This is a genomic window from uncultured Algoriphagus sp., assembly GCF_963974365.1.
Taxonomy (GTDB): Bacteria; Bacteroidota; Bacteroidia; order Cytophagales; family Cyclobacteriaceae; genus Algoriphagus.
Genome location: NZ_CAXBBX010000015.1, coordinates 78,886 through 96,339 on the forward strand (window position 1 = coordinate 78,886; position 17,454 = coordinate 96,339).

Below are 17,454 nucleotides of genomic sequence, written 5' to 3' on the forward strand. Positions count from 1 at the left end.
GCGAATCGAGCAAAACACGGAGAGAAGTACAAAGTACTAGTCCGCTCATCTGTTCCCGATCAATCGGGATGGGAGTTAGCACCTTATTTTCAGGTTGCTAAGACGTCGTAGGGCCCTTCCCTCGGTCTTTCTCGATAAGCAACCCAAAGGTAATAGCATTTTGATAATAAAACAGTAGAATCACTTAAAAGGACTTACTAAAAACCGAATCAAATTATCAAATGTGTAAATTAAGGTCGTACGCCAATTCCAAAACTCAAATATGGCCCTGCCATAAAACTTGACATATTGAAATCTCCAAGCTTGTAATTTGCCAGAGGCACCTCATAGCCAGCCGCCGCAGTGAATACTAAGTCAAAAAGTTTACGCTTGGTCATTGGGATTCCGTATTCCGCGAAAACTTCTGGTTTTAGCATCAATCCACTATTTTTTATATAACCATCAAATTCTCGCTGCTCGAAAAGCTCAGGAAAATCAGGTTTTTCATTAGTCACAAGCGTATAGCGAATATTCCCGTAGCCTAAACCAACTAATGAGCCGATTCCAAAATTCCTAAATTCAATAAGATTGTAACCAAAATTGCCGTAGATCCTAAGGCTATTCAAAGAATGAGACTTATCTTCTGAAGCATCACCCTTCATGGCTAGATTATACAGCTCTGCACCATAGAGCACCCTTTCGGTATTTCCCAAAATTCTCAATCCCCAATTGGAAGGCATTCCATTCAATGGATTCAGACCAGCATCTTCTAATTCCGCATTGAATTCTTTAGCATTGGTAAAGTGAATTCCTCGAATCAGTGAAATCCCAATGCTAGCATCTTTGTAGAAGAAATTCCGATCAGGTAGGGAAATTCCAGCTCCAATTCTAACAAATGCTCCGCTTTGTGTATTATCAAAGTTAATTCCATTCATATCCCATTTCCCCTCAAGCGGACTAAATGAATACCCCAGCTTAGTAATAAGCTGTACGGCTTCAGGTCTGCCAGGAAGATCAAAATCATAACTTAATTGGAATCCAATTTCCGTCAGGAAATTACCATAATGAAAGGTCCCTTTTTGAATATCCTTTTCTCTCAGGACAAATCCCCGTTCCGGGTTAGTCAAAAAATCATTCAATTTGTCCGGGCGATCGGTTGGCAACATCTGGAAATTAAGAAATCCAACACCTAAAGACATGTAATGGATGAGCTGAAATCTCGACTCTTCGGTAAAAGCATAGCCAATATTCAAAAGTGCTCTGGAAGTTCTATAATTCATCGAGAAATCATCAAAATGGCTCACTCCTCCTCTATTATGAAGAATATCCATACCTAGAACAAAGTCATTAATTCTAGTCTGATACCCCAATCCTATAGTCTGATACCTGTTTCGAAGTCCTGACAAACCTCGATCCGCCAGCATTTTATCAAATTGGTTGAGTTTGCCTCCAGATGTCCCCACTATGGCATAAAGCGATGATCGCTTACTTACTAACTGCTGAGAATGAGACTCAACAACACTAAAAAAAAGCACTAAAAGGACTATAACTCTATAAAAAAGGGGCATTGAAATATCGATTTGTATTTAGCTGGGCGGACCTCTTGCTCATAGGCAAAATTGATGCTAAACCTTAATCAACCCCGATCTTTTGATTTGAGATGCTCCGTTAATTTCTCATATAAACCTTCGGGTGTAAATGGTTTTTCGACAAAATCATTAATTCCCAACTTTACAATTTCATCCCTATTCTCATGGAAGGAAGTTGCTGAAAGAATTAAAATTGGTGTGTTGCACTTGCTCTTGTTACCATTCTCTCGAATCATTTTAGCAACCGAAAACCCATCTAGTACGGGCATCTGAATATCTAAAAGTACGATATCAAATTCACCTTGATCAAATTCATCTATTGCCTCTTGCCCATCAGAGGCAATGACTAGGTTTCCTACATTCCATTTCTTGAGGAATTTTTTAATCAATATCTGATTGATCAAATTATCCTCTGCAACTAACACTGATACGCCGGCTAAGGATTTATTGCTGTATACTAGATGCCCTGAATTTTCTATAGAATTCTCTTCCACACTAGGAAAGCTTAATTCAAACTCAAAAACAGTCCCGACATCAACTTTTGAGGACACTTTTATTTCAGACTCATGTAGTTCCAGTAGCCGTTTTACAATAGCTAATCCAAGCCCAGAACCTCCAAATTTCCGAGTGGTGGCAGAAGAAGCTTGAGTAAATGCTTCAAAAATAGACGCCATTTTATCTTCAGGAATTCCAATTCCCGTATCCTTGATTTTGAATTTAATTTGACACTTATTCTCTATGGTCTGAACATGTCTTACCACAATTTTCACCTCGCCCTTTTCTGTAAATTTAACTGCATTGGATATCAAATTAATTAGGATTTGACTAATCCGAACAGAATCCCCAACCAGACTTTGAGGGATCTCCCCATCAATTTCAGCACTTATTTTTAGCCCTTTTTCTTTCGCCTGGAAACTGCAGGAATGCACAATCCTATTAATCAATACTCTCAGATCAAAGGAGACATGTTCTAATTCTACTTTCCCTGAATCAATTTTATTGAAGTCTAAAATATCATTTATCAACTCCATAAGACTCTCTGCTGAAAACTTTAGCGTCTTTAAATTTTCCAATTGATCAGGCCTAGGGTTTTCTTCCATTAGAAAATGAGCTAATCCTATCACTGCGTTCATAGGAGTTCTAATCTCATGACTGACTACCGAAAGAAATTGTGACTTAGCACGAGATGCTTGCTCTGCTTTTTCCTTAGCATGAAATAATTCCCGCTGTGTTTGCTTCAGCTCGGTAATATCTCTAGCCACACCTGTATAGAGCCGGTCCTTGCCTTCACGATCTTGGATCATTCGGCCATTGGAACTAACCACTCTAAAATCCCCATTTTTATGCTTTATTCGGAATTCGAGGTGTTGGTTTTCTGCAAGGAAATCATGGGTCTCTTCTAGTAAAGATTGGAAAACATCAATATCGCCGGGGTTCAGATAGTCAAAAATACTTTTCCCAATCACCTCTTGCGCTTCATACCCCAAAAACTGCCTGACATTGGGCGAAATATAGGCAAGCTCGAAGGTTTCGGAAAGTGAGAAAATGATTTCAGTTGACTCTTCTACAAGAGTTCTATACTTCTCCTCTGATTTCAATAACTCTTCATTTATCTCTTCTAACCTTTGTTGATCAAGTAGAGACCTCATGTCATGCCCCCTTACGATCAGAAAACGGTCAGAATAACTTGAAGGAAGGTTTGTAAATGACCAGCCATATCTCTTATCACCTTTCGCTTTTTGCTCAATGGATGTTAAGAATGCATTGGAGGGAATTTTACCGGTTTTGAAAAAAGCATCCAATTCCTGAACGACCTTCTCTTCAAGAATGACCTCCCTCCATAGATGGGATGTCTTCATGAAATTTTCTATGAAATAATTGTTGAAAAAGATAATTTCATCAGATTCAATGATAAATAATGGATCATTAATCTCATTGAAAACATCAGAAATGTCAAATTGCTTAAATTGATCCATAGATTAATTTATAAAAAATGGAGGTCTCTGAATTGTGTTTAAATGGAATATGAAAACCAATATCATTAAAATAACTGATTGAAATATAAAATGCTAAGAATATTCGCAATGCTGCCTGTCCCCTAAAACTCTTTGTTTATCTCCTCGGAATATCGAAGTGGCCTCAATTCTAAGATTTACCTATCCTACTATTATTTGTGCCCCTTACGGGTAACAACGCTGCTAAACACAAAAACTAAGTGTGCAAATCATGTCATTCAGTCCAGTCCTGTAAGGATTTACAGAAAAAAGCAGTCATTTCAGGCTACTACTTCAAACCTTTTGGCTGCCAACTCCGTGAAATTTCCTTGTAATATACATTTTAAACTATTTAACTAAACACAATGATTGTAACAACCACCAACACGCTCGATGGCTATAGCGTGGAGCAATACCTAGGAATTGTTTCCGGCGAAACCATAATTGGAGCCAACGTATTTAAGGATTTTTTCGCAAGTATAACAGATATAGTGGGCGGGCGATCTTCGGCTTATGAGCGGGTTTTGAGAGAAGCAAAAGCAACCGCAATGGCCGAAATGGAAATGCAAGCAAGAACATTCGGTGCAAATGCAATAATTGGAATTGACCTGGACTACGAAACTATCCGTGACGGTATGCTAATGGTCACAGCAAGTGGCACAGCAGTAAAAGTGCTAAAACATTAAAAAAAGTCCTGAGAAATCAGGACTTTTTTAGTTGCTCCAATACTTTTTGAGGGGTTGTCTTTTTACAAAAATGATCTCCTACAATTACATTTGGAGCGGTTTTGCACATATCCATGCATTTGGTTTTGATGAATTTACAGCTCCCTTTGAGAGGTGCTTCATCAGTATTGAACTTTAGCTCTTTATGTAGTTTTTTAGCTCCAGCTTTTTTACAATCGGAACCATGACATACGAATAATAATTGCCTGGAATGTTTCATGATTACCCTCCTGATATAGCCTGCATCATCAATCCGCATAAATACGCTCCATAGGTACCCGCAGCATAGCCAAGAACCGCCAAAAGCACGCCTACTGGAGCCAAGGAAGCATCAAATGCTGCTGCTACAATGGGTGCAGATGCAGCTCCTCCTACATTTGCCTGCGAACCTACAGCGACATAGAAGAATGGTGCTTTGATAATATACGCTACGATAAGCATAATTATAATATGGAAGAGCATCCATACTATCCCGACTACGAATAAAAGTGGATTATCCAATACGGCACCCAAATCCATCTGCATTCCAATAGTAGCTACCAAAACATAAAGCAACACGCTTCCCATTCTAGACGCTCCTGCTCCTTCTAGCTTCCGAGCTTTAGTAAACGAAAGTAATAAACCCGCTGTTGTGGCGATTACTACTATCCAGAAAAATGCGGAGTCCAAAGAGTATTGCTTCAAATTGGGATAATTTTCTCCTATATATGGAGCTACAAAATCCGCAACTATGTGCGCTATTCCTGTCACTCCAAAACCAACTCCCAAGATGATCATCGTGTCAGAAAGCGTGGGAATCTTCATTATCCCCTTCCTGAATTCTTCTATTTTATCACGTAACTGGTAGATTTTGGTACTGTCAGCATTGAAAATTTTATCAATCTTGTCTGGCTTTGCTGCCCAATAAAGTAGAACTGCCATCCAAAGATTTGCAACTAAAACATCCACTGCAATCATTTGACTGAAAAGCGCTGGACTAGGACCAAACACTTCCAACATAGCAGTTTGATTTGCACCCCCTCCTATCCAGGAACCGGCAATAGTCGAAAGACCTCTCCATACCTCATCAGGTCCGCTTCCTCCCAATAATTCCGGGAATAGAAAACCTACAGTCATCAATGCGAGAGGACCACCCAGCATAATCCCTAAAGTTCCGGCTAAAAACATGGTTAATGCCTTTGGGCCTAATTTCAAAATTCCTTTGATATCTATACTGATGGTGAATAGAACAAGAGATGCAGGAAGTAAATATCTACTGGCGACTTTATACAGTCCGGAGTTTTCTCCCGATATCAAGCCAAATGAGTTGGCAAGGGCAGGAATGAAATAGCAAAGTAAAACTGTAGGAACTATCCCATAGAACTTCTTCCAAAATGGCTTATCACTTGCTGAGGTGGCAAAAATCGCAGCAAGAATCGCCATGAGCAAGCCGAAAACTACAGCGTCATTTGTAAGTAAAGGGGTGTTCTCTTCCATTATTTCTGGGCTAATTCAATGCAACAATACCAACTATTAGCCAAAAAGCCCAAAACCTACCTTCTACCGTTTTCAAGAATTTGAAGCAATTCACTTAGAATCATTGCTGTTGCCCCCCAAACCATTTCTTTATCAATTTCAAAATATGGCGTGTCAAGACGGAAATTATTACTGAATTCTAAAATCTTTTGCTTTCGAAAACTTGGCTCGAAGAGCGTTCTGACAGATGTTTGAATGATCCTAGCCACTTCTCTTTCTTCAGGAACGAAATCTGGAACCAGCTCCGAAAACCCCAATACCGGCGTTACCAAAAAATTACTGGTTGGAATAAACAAGTCACTCATCCTACCAATTAATTCTACTCGCTCTGGCAGTATTCCTACTTCTTCCCATGCTTCCCTCAGTGCTGTTTCTATTTCATCGGCATCTTCTTTCTCCATTTTTCCTCCTGGAAAAGCAATCTGACCACTATGTACTCCGGGGTATTCTGGCCTTTTAATGAGAGGAAAAAATGCCTTGCCTTCATAAGGATAAAGCAGAATTAAAACGGCCCCCTTTCGATGATTGTCTGGGAGCTTCGGGTCAAATCTTCTTAAGTCAACCGGATTAGGTGACATGGATAGTTGCGCTTCTTTGCCTGGAAGTGGATGTTTCATTCCATTTTCTAGCAAATTCAAAACGCTTTTGAAATCCATATTAACTTAGATCTACCTGCTTGATTTTAGAATTGATGTAAGATTGAGGTTCATACGTCTGTGAAACATTAGGTAGTCTAAATTGCTTCAGCAAATGTGTTTCAATATTGATCAACCAGGCCATTGGTCGATATCCCGCCTCTTCCTGAAAAAAGCCAAACACTAAAAACTCCTGATCATTTAGCCATTGTCCTTCTTCAAACATCCCGGAAGGTCCCATAAAAAGTAAACGCTCCTTCATTCCATCTTCTCTATACCATACAACCTCTGAATCAGGATTGAGAAAAGGTTCATCGATAGCATCTTGAGCTTCTATTTTGTAACTATAAATATCCATGGTACCATTGCCAGAAGGATGAGGCATTTGATATGGATAAAGTGGATCATCTTTCAAAATAGGATTTCTCTCGGGCATTTCCATAGGATCTATGGAATCTGTCATTACCAATTCAAACTGAGAGGAATCAAACATTCCAAGCTCATTACTCCAGTGCGAATGCCAGCTTGATTTTTGGGACAAAGCCAAATCGATCTGTGCCCTATTTCTGGCTAGTTCTTCCTCGTCAACAGAGATATCTTCTACCTTTTCACCGGCTTCTTTATCCTTGCTTTCACAAGCAAAAAGCAAGAGGAGTCCAACACAAATGGCAGTAAAATATGTAGAAGTAATTTTCGGGCTCCTCATGGAAGTTTTATTTGAGAAGGTTAAGCTAAGTCAGGACGACTAAAAATCAAAAAAGGTTGGAACATTGTCCCAACCTTTTCCTGCTCTCAAACCTATTAAACCTATTGTAGATATTCGTTTTATGAATACCTGCGAAAATTAGAAAATGTTTTCATATACTCCAAACAATCGATTGCGAAAGATTTTCAAAATTTTATTTTCCCAAACATTTTCTTTTATAAACCCTTAAAAATCAATGAAATTATATCTTAGCTGAACAATAAAATATTTTCATTTTTTTTGTGCTTTTGCAGAAAGTTTGAACCAGTAACCTTCTATGCTCATTACACCATTTCAACAAGTCGCTAAGAAAATTCAGATTGGCTTCATGACCTACATGGAGCTTTTCAATACTTACACTCGTTTGGCTCCAAAATATTTTAGTGAAAAAGCTTGGCATGCGACCCACCTGAACAATAAACAACGCCTTCGACTATACAAAGATTTACTTTTTCCGCTGGCGGCAGAATGCACAGAAATGCTTGGAGAAAAAGCGACCGATTCCTCTATTTGGATGGAGGTAAAAGCTGAATACCAATTGCTGATTGCTGACAGGCCGGATATTGAGCTTGCAGAGACATTCTTCAATTCGGTAATCAGAAAAAGCTTTCCAAAATTGACTATCGATGACAAGTTGATGTTTGTGATGGAAGGATTTGATTCTTGTGTAGTTCGAGAATCAGAAAAACTTCTGAGAATCTATCCTTCCTTTTTTGGCTTGGAAAAAAACATACGCCAAATCCTGGATGATTATGACTTCGGAGCCCCATTCATGGACAAGGAGCAAGACATCAAATTCCTAATTGCTGGAGTCCGTAAAGTGATCTTGACCCGGTACCGCGTGGGGCCAGACACTCAAACCCAAATTTTGAAGTCTGTATTCTACAGAAACAAGGCAGCTTATTTGATAGGAAGGACATTTTTGGGACATAAGTGGATGCCATTTATTATCCCTGTGGTTCATGGCAAAAATGGAGTTTTCGTGGACACACTCATTTTTGATCCTAATCTGATGAGTAGCATGTTCAGCTTTACACGATCCTATTTTATGGTAGAAGCTGAAGTTCCGTCTCAAATCGTAAGCTTTTTAAGCTCAGTGATTCCGCATAAAAAAGTTCATGAGCTCTATAATGCCATCGGGTTCAATAAGCATGGAAAAACACTTTTCTATAGGGATTTTCTTCATCATATGCGGCAAAGCGAAGATAAATTCGAAGTGGCGGCAGGTATCAAAGGAATGGTAATGACAGTGTTCACACTTCCCTCTTTGAATATCGTATTCAAGATGATCAAGGACCATTTTGAACCTCCAAAAACTATGACTCGCCAAGAAGTGAGAGAGAAGTACAAACTTGTTTCTTTGCATGACCGCGTGGGAAGAATGGCTGACACCCATGAATTTGAATACTTCAAAATCCCTATAGAGCGAATCAGCCAAGACCTGATGATTGAGCTTCGAAAAACAGTTAACTCCCTTTTGAAAATTACAGATACTCATTTAATAATCAAACATTTATATACAGAGAGAAGAATGGAGCCTTTAAATCTCTTCTTGGAACATTGCAGTACCGAAGAAGGTATAAGAGCGGTAGAAGATTATGGTAGATCTATCCTGCAATTGGCACAGGCGAATATTTTTCCAGGAGATATGATGACCAAAAACTTTGGGCTTACCCGTCAAAAGCGTGTGATATTTTACGATTACGATGAGATCGAATTTTTGACCGATATGAATTTCCGCATAAAGCCAAAGGCTGAAACTTACGAGCAAATTTATGCTCCGGAACCTTGGTACTCCATTGCCAAAAACGACGTTTTCCCAGAAGATTTCAAAAGATGGATGATAGGAAGAAAGGATCTCAAAGAACACTTTCTGACATATCATAAAGACCTTTTTGACCCGTTATATTGGCAGGAAGTCCAGCAAAGAATCAATGCAGGAGAATTAATCCATGCCTTCCCCTACCCTGATGAAATCCGCTTTCGACCCAATGAAATGATTTAAGATCAGAAGTTTATTTCATTGGTATGCCTGCAACAGTTATTTTTGCAGGCTGGGTTATGCCCATAATCACCCACTGAATGAATTCTGACTCCCCACAATTAGATTCCAACCAACCCGTCAAAAAGCGAAAAACTATATTTCTGAACACTTCAGATGATGACGACAGACCAGTCTACATCTCGGGAAACTTCAATAATTGGACTACACAGGATCGTCGTTTTTTGATGAAGAAAATCTCCCATGGAAAGTATGAATTTACTTTTCCTGAAGGTGAGGAATTTGAATCTGAGCTTATCTACAAATTCACCAAAGGCGACTGGTCTGAGGTAGAGATTGATCGCTATGGAAATCGTACGCCAAATCGGCACTGGAAAAACGATAAAGTAACCAAGACCGAAAAAGTAGCAAAATGGCGTAAAAATTGGCTCCCCTATCGCCCTAGCCAACTTCCAATAATACGTTTAATCTCAGAGGAATTCGAAATCCCTCAGCTTAACAAAACCCGTAAAGTTTGGGCACTTTTGCCGCATGATTACAATAGCAGCGAAGAAAAGTATCCAGTGCTTTACCTTCATGATGCCCAAAACCTTTTCAATGAAAATGCTGAATTTGGAAACTGGCAGATAGATAAAAAGCTCGCTGTTATGTCCGATTATAACATTGGCAAAATTATAGTCATCGCAGTAGAGCACGGAGAATCTGAGCGTTTACAGGAATACAACGTAGGTAAAACTGTGCTAGGAATCGGTAGTGGCAAGAAATACATCCGTTTCATCACTGACACCTTAAAGCCATTTGTGGATAAAACGTATAGAACTAAAACTGAGCGGGAATTCACAGGAATTGGAGGAAGCTCCATGGGAGGCTTGGTGAGTATTTTCTCTGGCCTGATATACCCAGAAGTCTTTGGTAAATTAATGGTGTTTTCACCCTCGCTTTGGGTGATCCCCAAAATCAAACTTGGCTTTCTGGATATTTTTGAACCTCAGGAAACCAGACTTTACCTCTATGCCGGTGGGGATGAAAGCGAGACGATGGTAAAACACGTGCTCAAATTCCGAAAACGCTTACTCAAACGCGAAAGCTTAAAAGGCAAAATGAAAGTCCATCTTAGCATCAATGAAGATGGAAAACACAACGAGACTTATTGGAGCGATGAGTTCCCCAAAGCCATAGAATGGCTATTTTTCAGTGATAAAGAAGATTAAATGCGAAAGCGCCACCTTATGAAATTCAACATACATTCAAATTCCAGCACTAATTCAGGACTTCTGGTCATCCCGATAGTCGGTTTAAACTGGTCGGAATTACTCAAAGAAAAACTGGGAGGTTACGCTGTCAGCAACTCACTTTTCTCCGGCAAAAAAGACTCTTCTTATCAATTAGAAATCAATGGGGAATTATTTTTATTGATAGGATTGGGAGAAAAAACAGATGTTTCAAGCATAGAAAAGTCATTTCGAAGAATTCTAAGTAAGAATAAGGATTTGGTAGAAAAATCCGTCACCATAGATTTTCCAGCCGAATTCTCATCCGAATTAATTGAAAGTGCCTTGGTTGGTTTTCAACTTGGTGCTTATAACATTGGTTTTTTTAAGCAGAAAAAAGAAGACCAAAAAGACTTTGCAGAGCTGGAAGTCTCAGTTATATCGCAAGAGTCGGGATTAGAGAAAACTCTTGATCGAGCAGCAAAGATTGCCGCAGCAAAAATCGAAGGATTCAAACTAGTTGACCTTCCTCCAAATGTAATCACACCGGAATATTTGGCAGATTGGGCAGAAAAGTCCGGTGCTGAAAATGGTTTTGCTGTAAAAATCTTTGATGAAGAAAAAGCCAAATTAGAAGGGTTGGATGCATTTTTGGCTGTTGCTCGTGGCAGCGCAAAAACCCCCAAATTCATCATCATGGAGTATAGAAACCCAGCGGCCAAATTCCATTTAGGATTAGTTGGAAAAGGAGTCACTTTCGACACTGGCGGCTTGAATATCAAAACTCAAGGGATGGTTTATATGAAATCCGACATGGGTGGAGCAGCTGCAGTTTTGGCTGCAACTCAGCTTATTTCCTCACTAAAACTTCCAATAAACCTAACAGCAATTGTTCCCGCTGTAGAAAATTCGGTGGACAAGGATGCCTATTTACCTTCGGAAGTTATTGGTTCGCATGCTGGACTGAGTATAGAAGTGATCGATACGGACGCTGAGGGACGATTGATTTTGGCTGATGGCTTGTCTTATTTAGTGAAGAATTATCAAGTAGATCAGCTTATCGATTTAGCAACATTGACAGGAAGTAGTGTGGGGACTTTCGGATATGAGTGTGGAGCTCTTTTTTCCAATTCAGACACAATCTCAGATTTACTTCGTGAAGCTGGAATGCAATCAGGGGAGAAAGTATGGCCTCTACCTATGTGGGAAAGCTATAGATCCGAAATGGATTCGGAGATAGCAGACATCAAAAACTATCACGGTAAACCTATTGCAGGAGCAATTACTGCAGCCAAATTCTTGGAAGCATTTATTCACGAGCATCCGAACTGGGCGCATTTAGATATTGCCGGTGTGGCATTTGGAGATAGTGAATTTGCAAAAACCAAGTCAGGGACTGCTTTTGGAGTTCAATTATTACTTAAATTCATCGAAAATCAATTGTAATTATGGATGATCAAGGCAAGACTTTTCTATGCATTTCTAATTTTTTCAAGGGAAATGCTTTTTTGACTCAGCTGAAAAAACAGGGAAACCGAGTGTTTCTGATCACTTCAGAAAAGCTGAAAGACAAGCCTTGGGCATTTGAATACATAGATGAGATTTTCTACATGCCTGGTCAGGATTTGGATTGGGACCTAGAACTGCTGATGAAAGGTGTGGGAGGTTTGATGAAAACTCATAAAATCGAGAGCATAGTTGCATTGGATGATTACGATGTAGAGAAGGCAACTTTTCTACGTGAAAGCCTGAGAATCCCTGGAATGGGTCAGACTACCGGTCGCTTTTTCCGGGACAAACTTGCGATGAGGATCAAAGCACATGATTCTGATATAAAAGTCCCTGCCTTTGCACCGCTTTTCAATGACGATGATATCAACCAGTTTGCGGATCATATTCCTGCTCCTTGGGTACTAAAGCCAAGATCTGAAGCCTCTGCAAATGGAATAATTAAAGTTCACGACAAGGAATCTCTTTGGGAAAACATTCATCAATTAGGAGACAATAGACTATACTACTTAGTGGAGCAATTCAAACCAGGCGATGTCTATCATGCGGATGGATTGATGCTGGATGGTAAAAACTTGTTTTGCTCAGTTTCCAAGTATCTGTCCACTCCAATGGAAATCTCCCAAGGCGGTGGGATCTTTCGATCTGCTAATTTAACTTTTGGATCGACTGACGAAAAGGCTATCAAAAAAGCAAATGCTGCCGTTATGAAGGCATTTGGAATGAAATCTGGAGCGACTCATACAGAATTCATCAACTCTCATGAAGATGGGGAAATTTACTTTTTGGAAACTTCATCCCGTGTCGGCGGAGCACATTTGGCTGAAATGGTGGAAGCTGCGACTGATATCAATCTTTGGGCTGAATGGGCGAAAATTGAAGATGCCTTGGCTAAAGGATATAAATACCAGCTTCCAAAAGTGTCTAAAAACTACGCTGGGATTTTGCTTACCCTATCCAAATTCCAGCATCCAGATTTGAGCAGTTTTGACGATCCGGAGGTGTACTTTAGAGTCCCACTGGAATACCATGCAGGTTTGATCGTAAAGTCAAAAAATCAGGATCGGGTGATGCAGCTTTTAGATGATTATGCTGAGCGAATTGCGCGAGAGTTTTCTACTATTGCAGATGCACCTGAGATAAAGAAGTTTCATTAGGTTAAAACTTCTCTTCCACCCCTAGCCCAAAAAGCGCAAAGTCATATTTAACAGGATCAGCCGCGTCAAACTCCCGAAGTTTCGCTGTTAACTCCAAAGCTGTCAACCAATCGGTTTGCTTTCGGGTAATCAACCCAAGCTTTCGACCTACCCGATCCACATGCAGGTCGCATGGACAGATCAATTGAGCTGGTGAGATTCTTTTCCAAAGTCCAAAATCTACTCCCTTATCATCATCACGCACCATCCAGCGTAGATACATATTAATTCGCTTGCAGGCTGCTCTGCGGCTTGGAGTCGCGATATGCTTTCGCGTGCGTTGTGGAGAATCTGGTAGAGAAAAGAAGAACTCCTGAAACTTGGTCAACATAGATTGCATAGCATCCACTCCGCCAGTTTGTCCAAGAAGAAAAGCTTCTTCCAGGGAAGTATGTTTTTTATAAAACCAACTCAAAAAATGGATGAAATAAAGCGTATCCACGTCATTGAAGGTTCTGTGCTTGAAATTCAGAAAGGGTTTCAAATCATCTTCCTGATGATTCAGCAAAAAGTCATGAGGTGAATTATCCATCATTTCAAACAATTCTATGCACTTGTTAATAATGGTTTTTCGCTGTCCCCAAGCCAAAATCGAAGCGAAGAATCCTGAGATTTCTATGTCTTGTTTCTTCGAAAAACGATGAGGAATAGAAATTGGGTCCAGCGTAATAAACCCCGGACTATTGTATTGCTCAACTTTGCCGTCTAAAAATCCCTGTAAATCCTGCATCAAAGAGCAACTTTCACTTCACCACCTTGTGTCCCATCAAACCATTTGAAGGAAAGCTCATTCTCCACTTTCTCGGATACATGCCAGTCAAAGCATTTGATATTCGTAAGCGAACGCAAGGAATCCTCATCAGGATCGTACAGGCAGATGTCGAAATCTGGTAAATCTTTAGACTCGGTACTATTCCATTTTTCTAGAATAAATCCTTCTTCAAGTACCCTGACCTTTTTCCCAAAAACATAATCTGAAAGAACAGACGGAACCCCATCTTTCCTTCTAAACTTAAACCCAGAAGGTCCAAAAACGATTTGCTTGATCAATTTAGCTTCCAACAATTCTCCAGAATACGGCAAATCTTCCCACTCCGATTCTTTCAAAACCACCTTCTTACCTTCAGGCCGTAGTCTGTTCAGAAATCTTGAGAGTAAAGAAAAAACGTAAGTAACACCGATAAACAACAAGCCAAAACTCGCCAAGATTGGATAGGAAATAATAAAAATAAGATTCCAGATGAATCTGAAAATGTGGTGGAATACGAGTTGGACTTTATTCATAGCTCAAACACAAAATTAACAGTGGCATTGCGGAAACCAAAATTCACACTTAAAACCTCCGCCCGAAAAGATAGGTTCAAAACGAAAAAAGACCGCCAATTCTAACGGACTTTCTTTATTATTTGTGCTGTAGTTAATCAGTGTTCATAAAATCAAAATCAAGAGATTTGTGATGCTAAATCATAATTTTATTTGACATCTTTTATTTATTACTACTTATAAAACTTACTAAGTCGCTATTCTCAAATCTCTCAATCTTCGTTCTCAGGGAATTCAACATCGGTCATCCAACATCAAACACCCGACTCCTCAATACATCACCTCCACAGGGAATCTTCCATTTACAGCTTTCAATTGGTCAAAAGCAGCCTGGGAAAGTTTGATTACCAATTTGGCATTATCGCCTGTTTCCGGAAGCGTTCCCACTACCCTAGCAAAAATGGTTACGTCATTCTCTTCATTTTTCACCCGCATGATCGTACCCACTGGCGCAGTTCTATGTAGAACCAAGTATTTTTTATGCCCTCCAGTTCCTTCAATTAGCTCAGCCTGACCGGTTTCCTTGATGTTTTTAAATCCACCGGAAGTAGTTGCATCTGCTGGCTCTACCATCATTTCCTCTGCACTGGAAACAACTCTTGGTGTACCAATTACCGGAACAGTGGATTCCTGCATTGCACCACGACCTACTTTGAGAACTTGACCTTGTTGTAAATTATTCGAAGTCAAGGCGTTCCAAGTGATTAGATCTTCTACTCTAGCTGAATATTGACTTGCAATTGAAAAAAGTGTCTCTCCACTTTGAACAGTATGTGATCTCCATTCTCCCGGAACCATTGGCTTGCTGGTTTCCACTGCTGCCTCAGGTTTTGGAGCCGGTTCTGATTTTTCTTTTACTTTAGGAGTTTCCTCCTCCTTTTTAACTGACTTTTCTTTTGGCTTTGGCTCAGTTTTCACTACTTCAGTTGAAGTGGCAACCGCCACTACGGGAGCTGGCTCCTTCTCCACTGCGACTGGTACAGCAGGTTCTATGATTAACGACTGGCCGACACTAAGGTCATTACCTTTCAGCCCATTATCTTTCATTACGCTTTCTACTGATACGCCATATTTTTTAGAAATAGAGAAAAGCGTCTCACCTGGCACTACATTATGCAAAACAGAACCTGCGGGAATTTCGGCCATCGATACAAAAGGAACTTTGATCGTCTGACCGATTTTCAACCCTTGCTTCAACACTGGATTAGCGTTTACTATATCACTCACAGGTGAGTTATACCTGCGTGAAATCCCGAACAAAGTCTCTTTTGGATCTACTTCATGTAAAATAAATGACTGATCTCCTATACGCTGAACTCCAACCGAATCAACGGCAATAAGTTCGGAAGCCTTTGATAATGAAGCAGAAAGTGAGAATAGAAGAAGAAAGGACCAGAAAAACTGTGATCTATTATTCATAGGGATATACTGAATTGGGGGTAAACGAATTAGAAATACAAGATTAATTTCCAAAGTCAGTTGGCGCAAGAATTATGCTAGAAAAGAAATGTGGCGGGCCTGACCTTGTATTCGTCACAAAGATCGGAGAATAGCTTTATAATCAGAATTTACAACCATAAAATACAGCAACAAATCCCGGCCATAAAAAGAAAAGAATCAGTTTTTACACGTATTTCGTATCTTTTCTCATTCGAACAAGAATTCCAATAATGAAAATCTATTTCAGCGCACTATTCCTATTTCTTATTCTAGCATCCCAACTCGTTCTGGCCCAAACTGATAGTGGTGCTGATAAGAAAGTTTTCACTTTCAAGATCGACACTGATATCGATCCAGCGATGACGCGAAGAGTAAAGTTGGCTTTGGAAAAGGCTAAAGAAGTGAATGCTGACCTGATTGTAATTGACATGGACACTTACGGAGGAGCTGTGAATGACGCTGATGAGATCAGAACGTTGATTCTAAATTCCACGACACCTATTTATGTCTTCATTAATAAAGATGCAGCTTCCGCAGGGGCTTTAATTTCCATCGCCACAGATAGCATTTATATGGCTCCAGGTGCGAGTATAGGTGCTGCCACTGTAGTGAACGGAGCAGACGGAGCAGCTGCGCCCGACAAATATCAATCCTACATGCGCTCAATGATGAGAAGTACCGCTGAAGCGAAAGGTCGCGATCCAAAAATCGCTGAAGCAATGGTCGATGAGAAGATTGAAATCGAAGGGGTCTCAGAAGAAGGTTCGGTGATTACCTTTTCTGTTTCCGAGGCTGAAAAATATGGTTTTTGTGAAGGACAATATGATTCTATAGAAGATATACTGGCTTCCCAAAATCTCGGTGATGCTGAAATTATAGCCTATGAAATAGGGCTTTCTGAGCAGATAATAGCTTTTTTTCTGAATCCTGCTGTCAGCGGATTTCTAATCTTAATAATAATTGGTGGGCTCTACTTTGAATTGCAGACTCCTGGAGTTGGATTCCCGATCTTGGCTTCTGTGGTGGCAGTATTTCTATATTTTATCCCTTATTATCTCAATGGACTTGCTGAAAACTGGGAAATCTTAGTCTTTTTTATCGGGGTTATTTTATTGGCAGTGGAACTATTTGTGATTCCTGGATTTGGGATTTTTGGCGTACTTGGGATTATTGGTATTTTGACTGGACTTGTTCTAGGCATGATTCCAAACCAGAACTTCAATTTTGATTTTGTCCCAGCTGCGGACCTTTTTGGAGCCTTACTCACCGTAATTTTAGCGGCCATAGTTTCCGTGGGACTGGTATTTTGGCTTACTCCCAAAGTCAATGAATGGGGAGCATTCAAAACCATCACGCTAGCATCAACTCAGCAAAGAAGTGAGGGCTATACCTCTTCTTCTTATGCTGAAACTTTAAATGGCAAGACTGGCACAGTGCACTCCAGACTGCGACCAAGTGGGAGAATAGAAATAGACGGTGATGTTTATGACGCCTATTCCCGTGGAGAGTTTATTGATCAAGGAGAAAAAATAATCGTGATTTCCACTGAAGGCACTTCGCTGAAGGTGAAAAAATGGGAGGCTTAAGAGAA

At 40.0% G+C, this 17,454-nt stretch carries 15 protein-coding genes and 1 riboswitch; of the genes, 6 read left to right on the forward strand and 9 right to left on the reverse strand.

Translation table 11 applies throughout. The annotated features are described in order from the left end of the window. Window positions 1-42: 42 nt before the first annotated feature. Window positions 43-141: riboswitch (SAM riboswitch) on the reverse strand. 89 nt (window positions 142-230) lie between these two features. After that, window positions 231-1,547, reverse strand: coding sequence for a hypothetical protein (locus AACZ87_RS19060; protein WP_339869538.1), 1,317 nt, complete (start codon window positions 1,545-1,547; stop codon window positions 231-233). A 68-nt stretch (window positions 1,548-1,615) separates the two neighbouring features. Continuing rightward, window positions 1,616-3,544 carry an ATP-binding protein gene (locus AACZ87_RS19065; protein WP_339869540.1) on the reverse strand — a complete coding sequence of 643 codons (1,929 nt, stop codon included), beginning with the start codon at window positions 3,542-3,544 and terminating at the stop codon, window positions 1,616-1,618. A 383-nt stretch (window positions 3,545-3,927) separates the two neighbouring features. Between AACZ87_RS19065 and AACZ87_RS19070 the strand changes: the two genes are divergently transcribed. Beyond that, window positions 3,928-4,248: a YbjQ family protein gene (locus tag AACZ87_RS19070; protein ID WP_339869541.1), complete on the forward strand. Its 321-nt coding sequence runs from the start codon at window positions 3,928-3,930 to the stop codon at window positions 4,246-4,248. Window positions 4,249-4,264: 16 nt separating this feature from the next. Here the strand turns inward: AACZ87_RS19070 and AACZ87_RS19075 are convergent, their stop codons facing one another. Genes AACZ87_RS19075 through AACZ87_RS19090 form a run of 4 tightly spaced genes read right to left on the reverse strand, consistent with a single transcriptional unit; the run spans window position 4,265 to window position 7,143 of the window. Beyond that, window positions 4,265-4,546 carry a (2Fe-2S) ferredoxin domain-containing protein gene (locus AACZ87_RS19075; protein ID WP_339869543.1) on the reverse strand — a complete coding sequence of 94 codons (282 nt, stop codon included), beginning with the start codon at window positions 4,544-4,546 and terminating at the stop codon, window positions 4,265-4,267. Further along, on the reverse strand, window positions 4,510-5,763 hold the full coding sequence (locus tag AACZ87_RS19080) for a DUF819 family protein (protein ID WP_339869544.1): 1,254 nt from the start codon (window positions 5,761-5,763) through the stop codon (window positions 4,510-4,512). The genes AACZ87_RS19075 and AACZ87_RS19080 overlap by 37 nt, the downstream gene beginning before the upstream one ends. Before the next feature lie 56 nt (window positions 5,764-5,819). Beyond that, window positions 5,820-6,458 (reverse strand): CoA pyrophosphatase, encoded by a 639-nt coding sequence (locus AACZ87_RS19085; protein WP_339869545.1) that lies wholly within the window; start codon window positions 6,456-6,458, stop codon window positions 5,820-5,822. Between the two features lies 1 nt (window position 6,459). Further along, the gene (locus AACZ87_RS19090) at window positions 6,460-7,143 is read right to left on the reverse strand and encodes a hypothetical protein (protein ID WP_339869547.1); all 684 of its coding nucleotides are present in this window, start codon (window positions 7,141-7,143) and stop codon (window positions 6,460-6,462) included. 316 nt (window positions 7,144-7,459) lie between these two features. On the opposite strand from AACZ87_RS19090, the gene aceK reads away from it, so the two are divergent. The 4 genes from aceK (at window position 7,460) to AACZ87_RS19110 (ending at window position 13,061) form a co-directional block, all read left to right on the forward strand. After that, the gene (aceK, locus tag AACZ87_RS19095; protein ID WP_339869548.1) at window positions 7,460-9,187 is read left to right on the forward strand and encodes a bifunctional isocitrate dehydrogenase kinase/phosphatase; all 1,728 of its coding nucleotides are present in this window, start codon (window positions 7,460-7,462) and stop codon (window positions 9,185-9,187) included. Between the two features lie 77 nt (window positions 9,188-9,264). Further along, a complete protein-coding gene (locus AACZ87_RS19100; protein WP_283414347.1) occupies window positions 9,265-10,395 on the forward strand; it encodes an alpha/beta hydrolase-fold protein in 1,131 nt (376 codons plus the stop codon). 18 nt (window positions 10,396-10,413) lie between these two features. Further along, a complete protein-coding gene (locus AACZ87_RS19105; protein WP_339869552.1) occupies window positions 10,414-11,841 on the forward strand; it encodes a leucyl aminopeptidase family protein in 1,428 nt (475 codons plus the stop codon). Window positions 11,842-11,843: 2 nt separating this feature from the next. Beyond that, on the forward strand, window positions 11,844-13,061 hold the full coding sequence (locus tag AACZ87_RS19110; protein ID WP_339869553.1) for an ATP-grasp domain-containing protein: 1,218 nt from the start codon (window positions 11,844-11,846) through the stop codon (window positions 13,059-13,061). Window position 13,062: 1 nt separating this feature from the next. On the opposite strand, the gene AACZ87_RS19115 is transcribed toward AACZ87_RS19110, so the two are convergent. The 3 genes from AACZ87_RS19115 to AACZ87_RS19125 form a co-directional block, all read right to left on the reverse strand. After that, window positions 13,063-13,830, reverse strand: coding sequence for a TIGR02757 family protein (locus AACZ87_RS19115; RefSeq protein ID WP_339869555.1), 768 nt, complete (start codon window positions 13,828-13,830; stop codon window positions 13,063-13,065). Continuing rightward, entirely contained in the window at window positions 13,830-14,384 is a 555-nt protein-coding gene (locus AACZ87_RS19120; RefSeq protein ID WP_283414343.1) for a hypothetical protein, read from the reverse strand. Before AACZ87_RS19120 ends, AACZ87_RS19115 begins: the two co-directional genes overlap by 1 nt. A gap of 309 nt (window positions 14,385-14,693) precedes the next feature. Continuing rightward, window positions 14,694-15,842 (reverse strand): LysM peptidoglycan-binding domain-containing protein, encoded by a 1,149-nt coding sequence (locus AACZ87_RS19125; RefSeq protein ID WP_339869557.1) that lies wholly within the window; start codon window positions 15,840-15,842, stop codon window positions 14,694-14,696. A 251-nt stretch (window positions 15,843-16,093) separates the two neighbouring features. Between AACZ87_RS19125 and AACZ87_RS19130 the strand changes: the two genes are divergently transcribed. Further along, the gene (locus AACZ87_RS19130) at window positions 16,094-17,449 is read left to right on the forward strand and encodes an NfeD family protein (protein ID WP_339869559.1); all 1,356 of its coding nucleotides are present in this window, start codon (window positions 16,094-16,096) and stop codon (window positions 17,447-17,449) included. The last annotated feature ends 5 nt before the right edge of the window (window positions 17,450-17,454 follow it).

What these genes read in the sequence shown, in the direction of transcription:
- AACZ87_RS19060 (WP_339869538.1), bottom strand. Translation starts at nt 1,547, where the DNA reads ATGCCCCTTTTTTATAGAGTTATAGTCCTTTTAGTGCTTTTTTTTAGT.
- AACZ87_RS19065 (WP_339869540.1), bottom strand. Translation starts at nt 3,544, where the DNA reads ATGGATCAATTTAAGCAATTTGACATTTCTGATGTTTTCAATGAGATT.
- AACZ87_RS19070 (WP_339869541.1), top strand. Translation starts at nt 3,928, where the DNA reads ATGATTGTAACAACCACCAACACGCTCGATGGCTATAGCGTGGAGCAA.
- AACZ87_RS19075 (WP_339869543.1), bottom strand. Translation starts at nt 4,546, where the DNA reads ATGCGGATTGATGATGCAGGCTATATCAGGAGGGTAATCATGAAACAT.
- AACZ87_RS19080 (WP_339869544.1), bottom strand. Translation starts at nt 5,763, where the DNA reads ATGGAAGAGAACACCCCTTTACTTACAAATGACGCTGTAGTTTTCGGC.
- AACZ87_RS19085 (WP_339869545.1), bottom strand. Translation starts at nt 6,458, where the DNA reads ATGGATTTCAAAAGCGTTTTGAATTTGCTAGAAAATGGAATGAAACAT.
- AACZ87_RS19090 (WP_339869547.1), bottom strand. Translation starts at nt 7,143, where the DNA reads ATGAGGAGCCCGAAAATTACTTCTACATATTTTACTGCCATTTGTGTT.
- aceK (WP_339869548.1), top strand. Translation starts at nt 7,460, where the DNA reads ATGCTCATTACACCATTTCAACAAGTCGCTAAGAAAATTCAGATTGGC.
- AACZ87_RS19100 (WP_283414347.1), top strand. Translation starts at nt 9,265, where the DNA reads ATGAATTCTGACTCCCCACAATTAGATTCCAACCAACCCGTCAAAAAG.
- AACZ87_RS19105 (WP_339869552.1), top strand. Translation starts at nt 10,414, where the DNA reads ATGAAATTCAACATACATTCAAATTCCAGCACTAATTCAGGACTTCTG.
- AACZ87_RS19110 (WP_339869553.1), top strand. Translation starts at nt 11,844, where the DNA reads ATGGATGATCAAGGCAAGACTTTTCTATGCATTTCTAATTTTTTCAAG.
- AACZ87_RS19115 (WP_339869555.1), bottom strand. Translation starts at nt 13,830, where the DNA reads ATGCAGGATTTACAGGGATTTTTAGACGGCAAAGTTGAGCAATACAAT.
- AACZ87_RS19120 (WP_283414343.1), bottom strand. Translation starts at nt 14,384, where the DNA reads ATGAATAAAGTCCAACTCGTATTCCACCACATTTTCAGATTCATCTGG.
- AACZ87_RS19125 (WP_339869557.1), bottom strand. Translation starts at nt 15,842, where the DNA reads ATGAATAATAGATCACAGTTTTTCTGGTCCTTTCTTCTTCTATTCTCA.
- AACZ87_RS19130 (WP_339869559.1), top strand. Translation starts at nt 16,094, where the DNA reads ATGAAAATCTATTTCAGCGCACTATTCCTATTTCTTATTCTAGCATCC.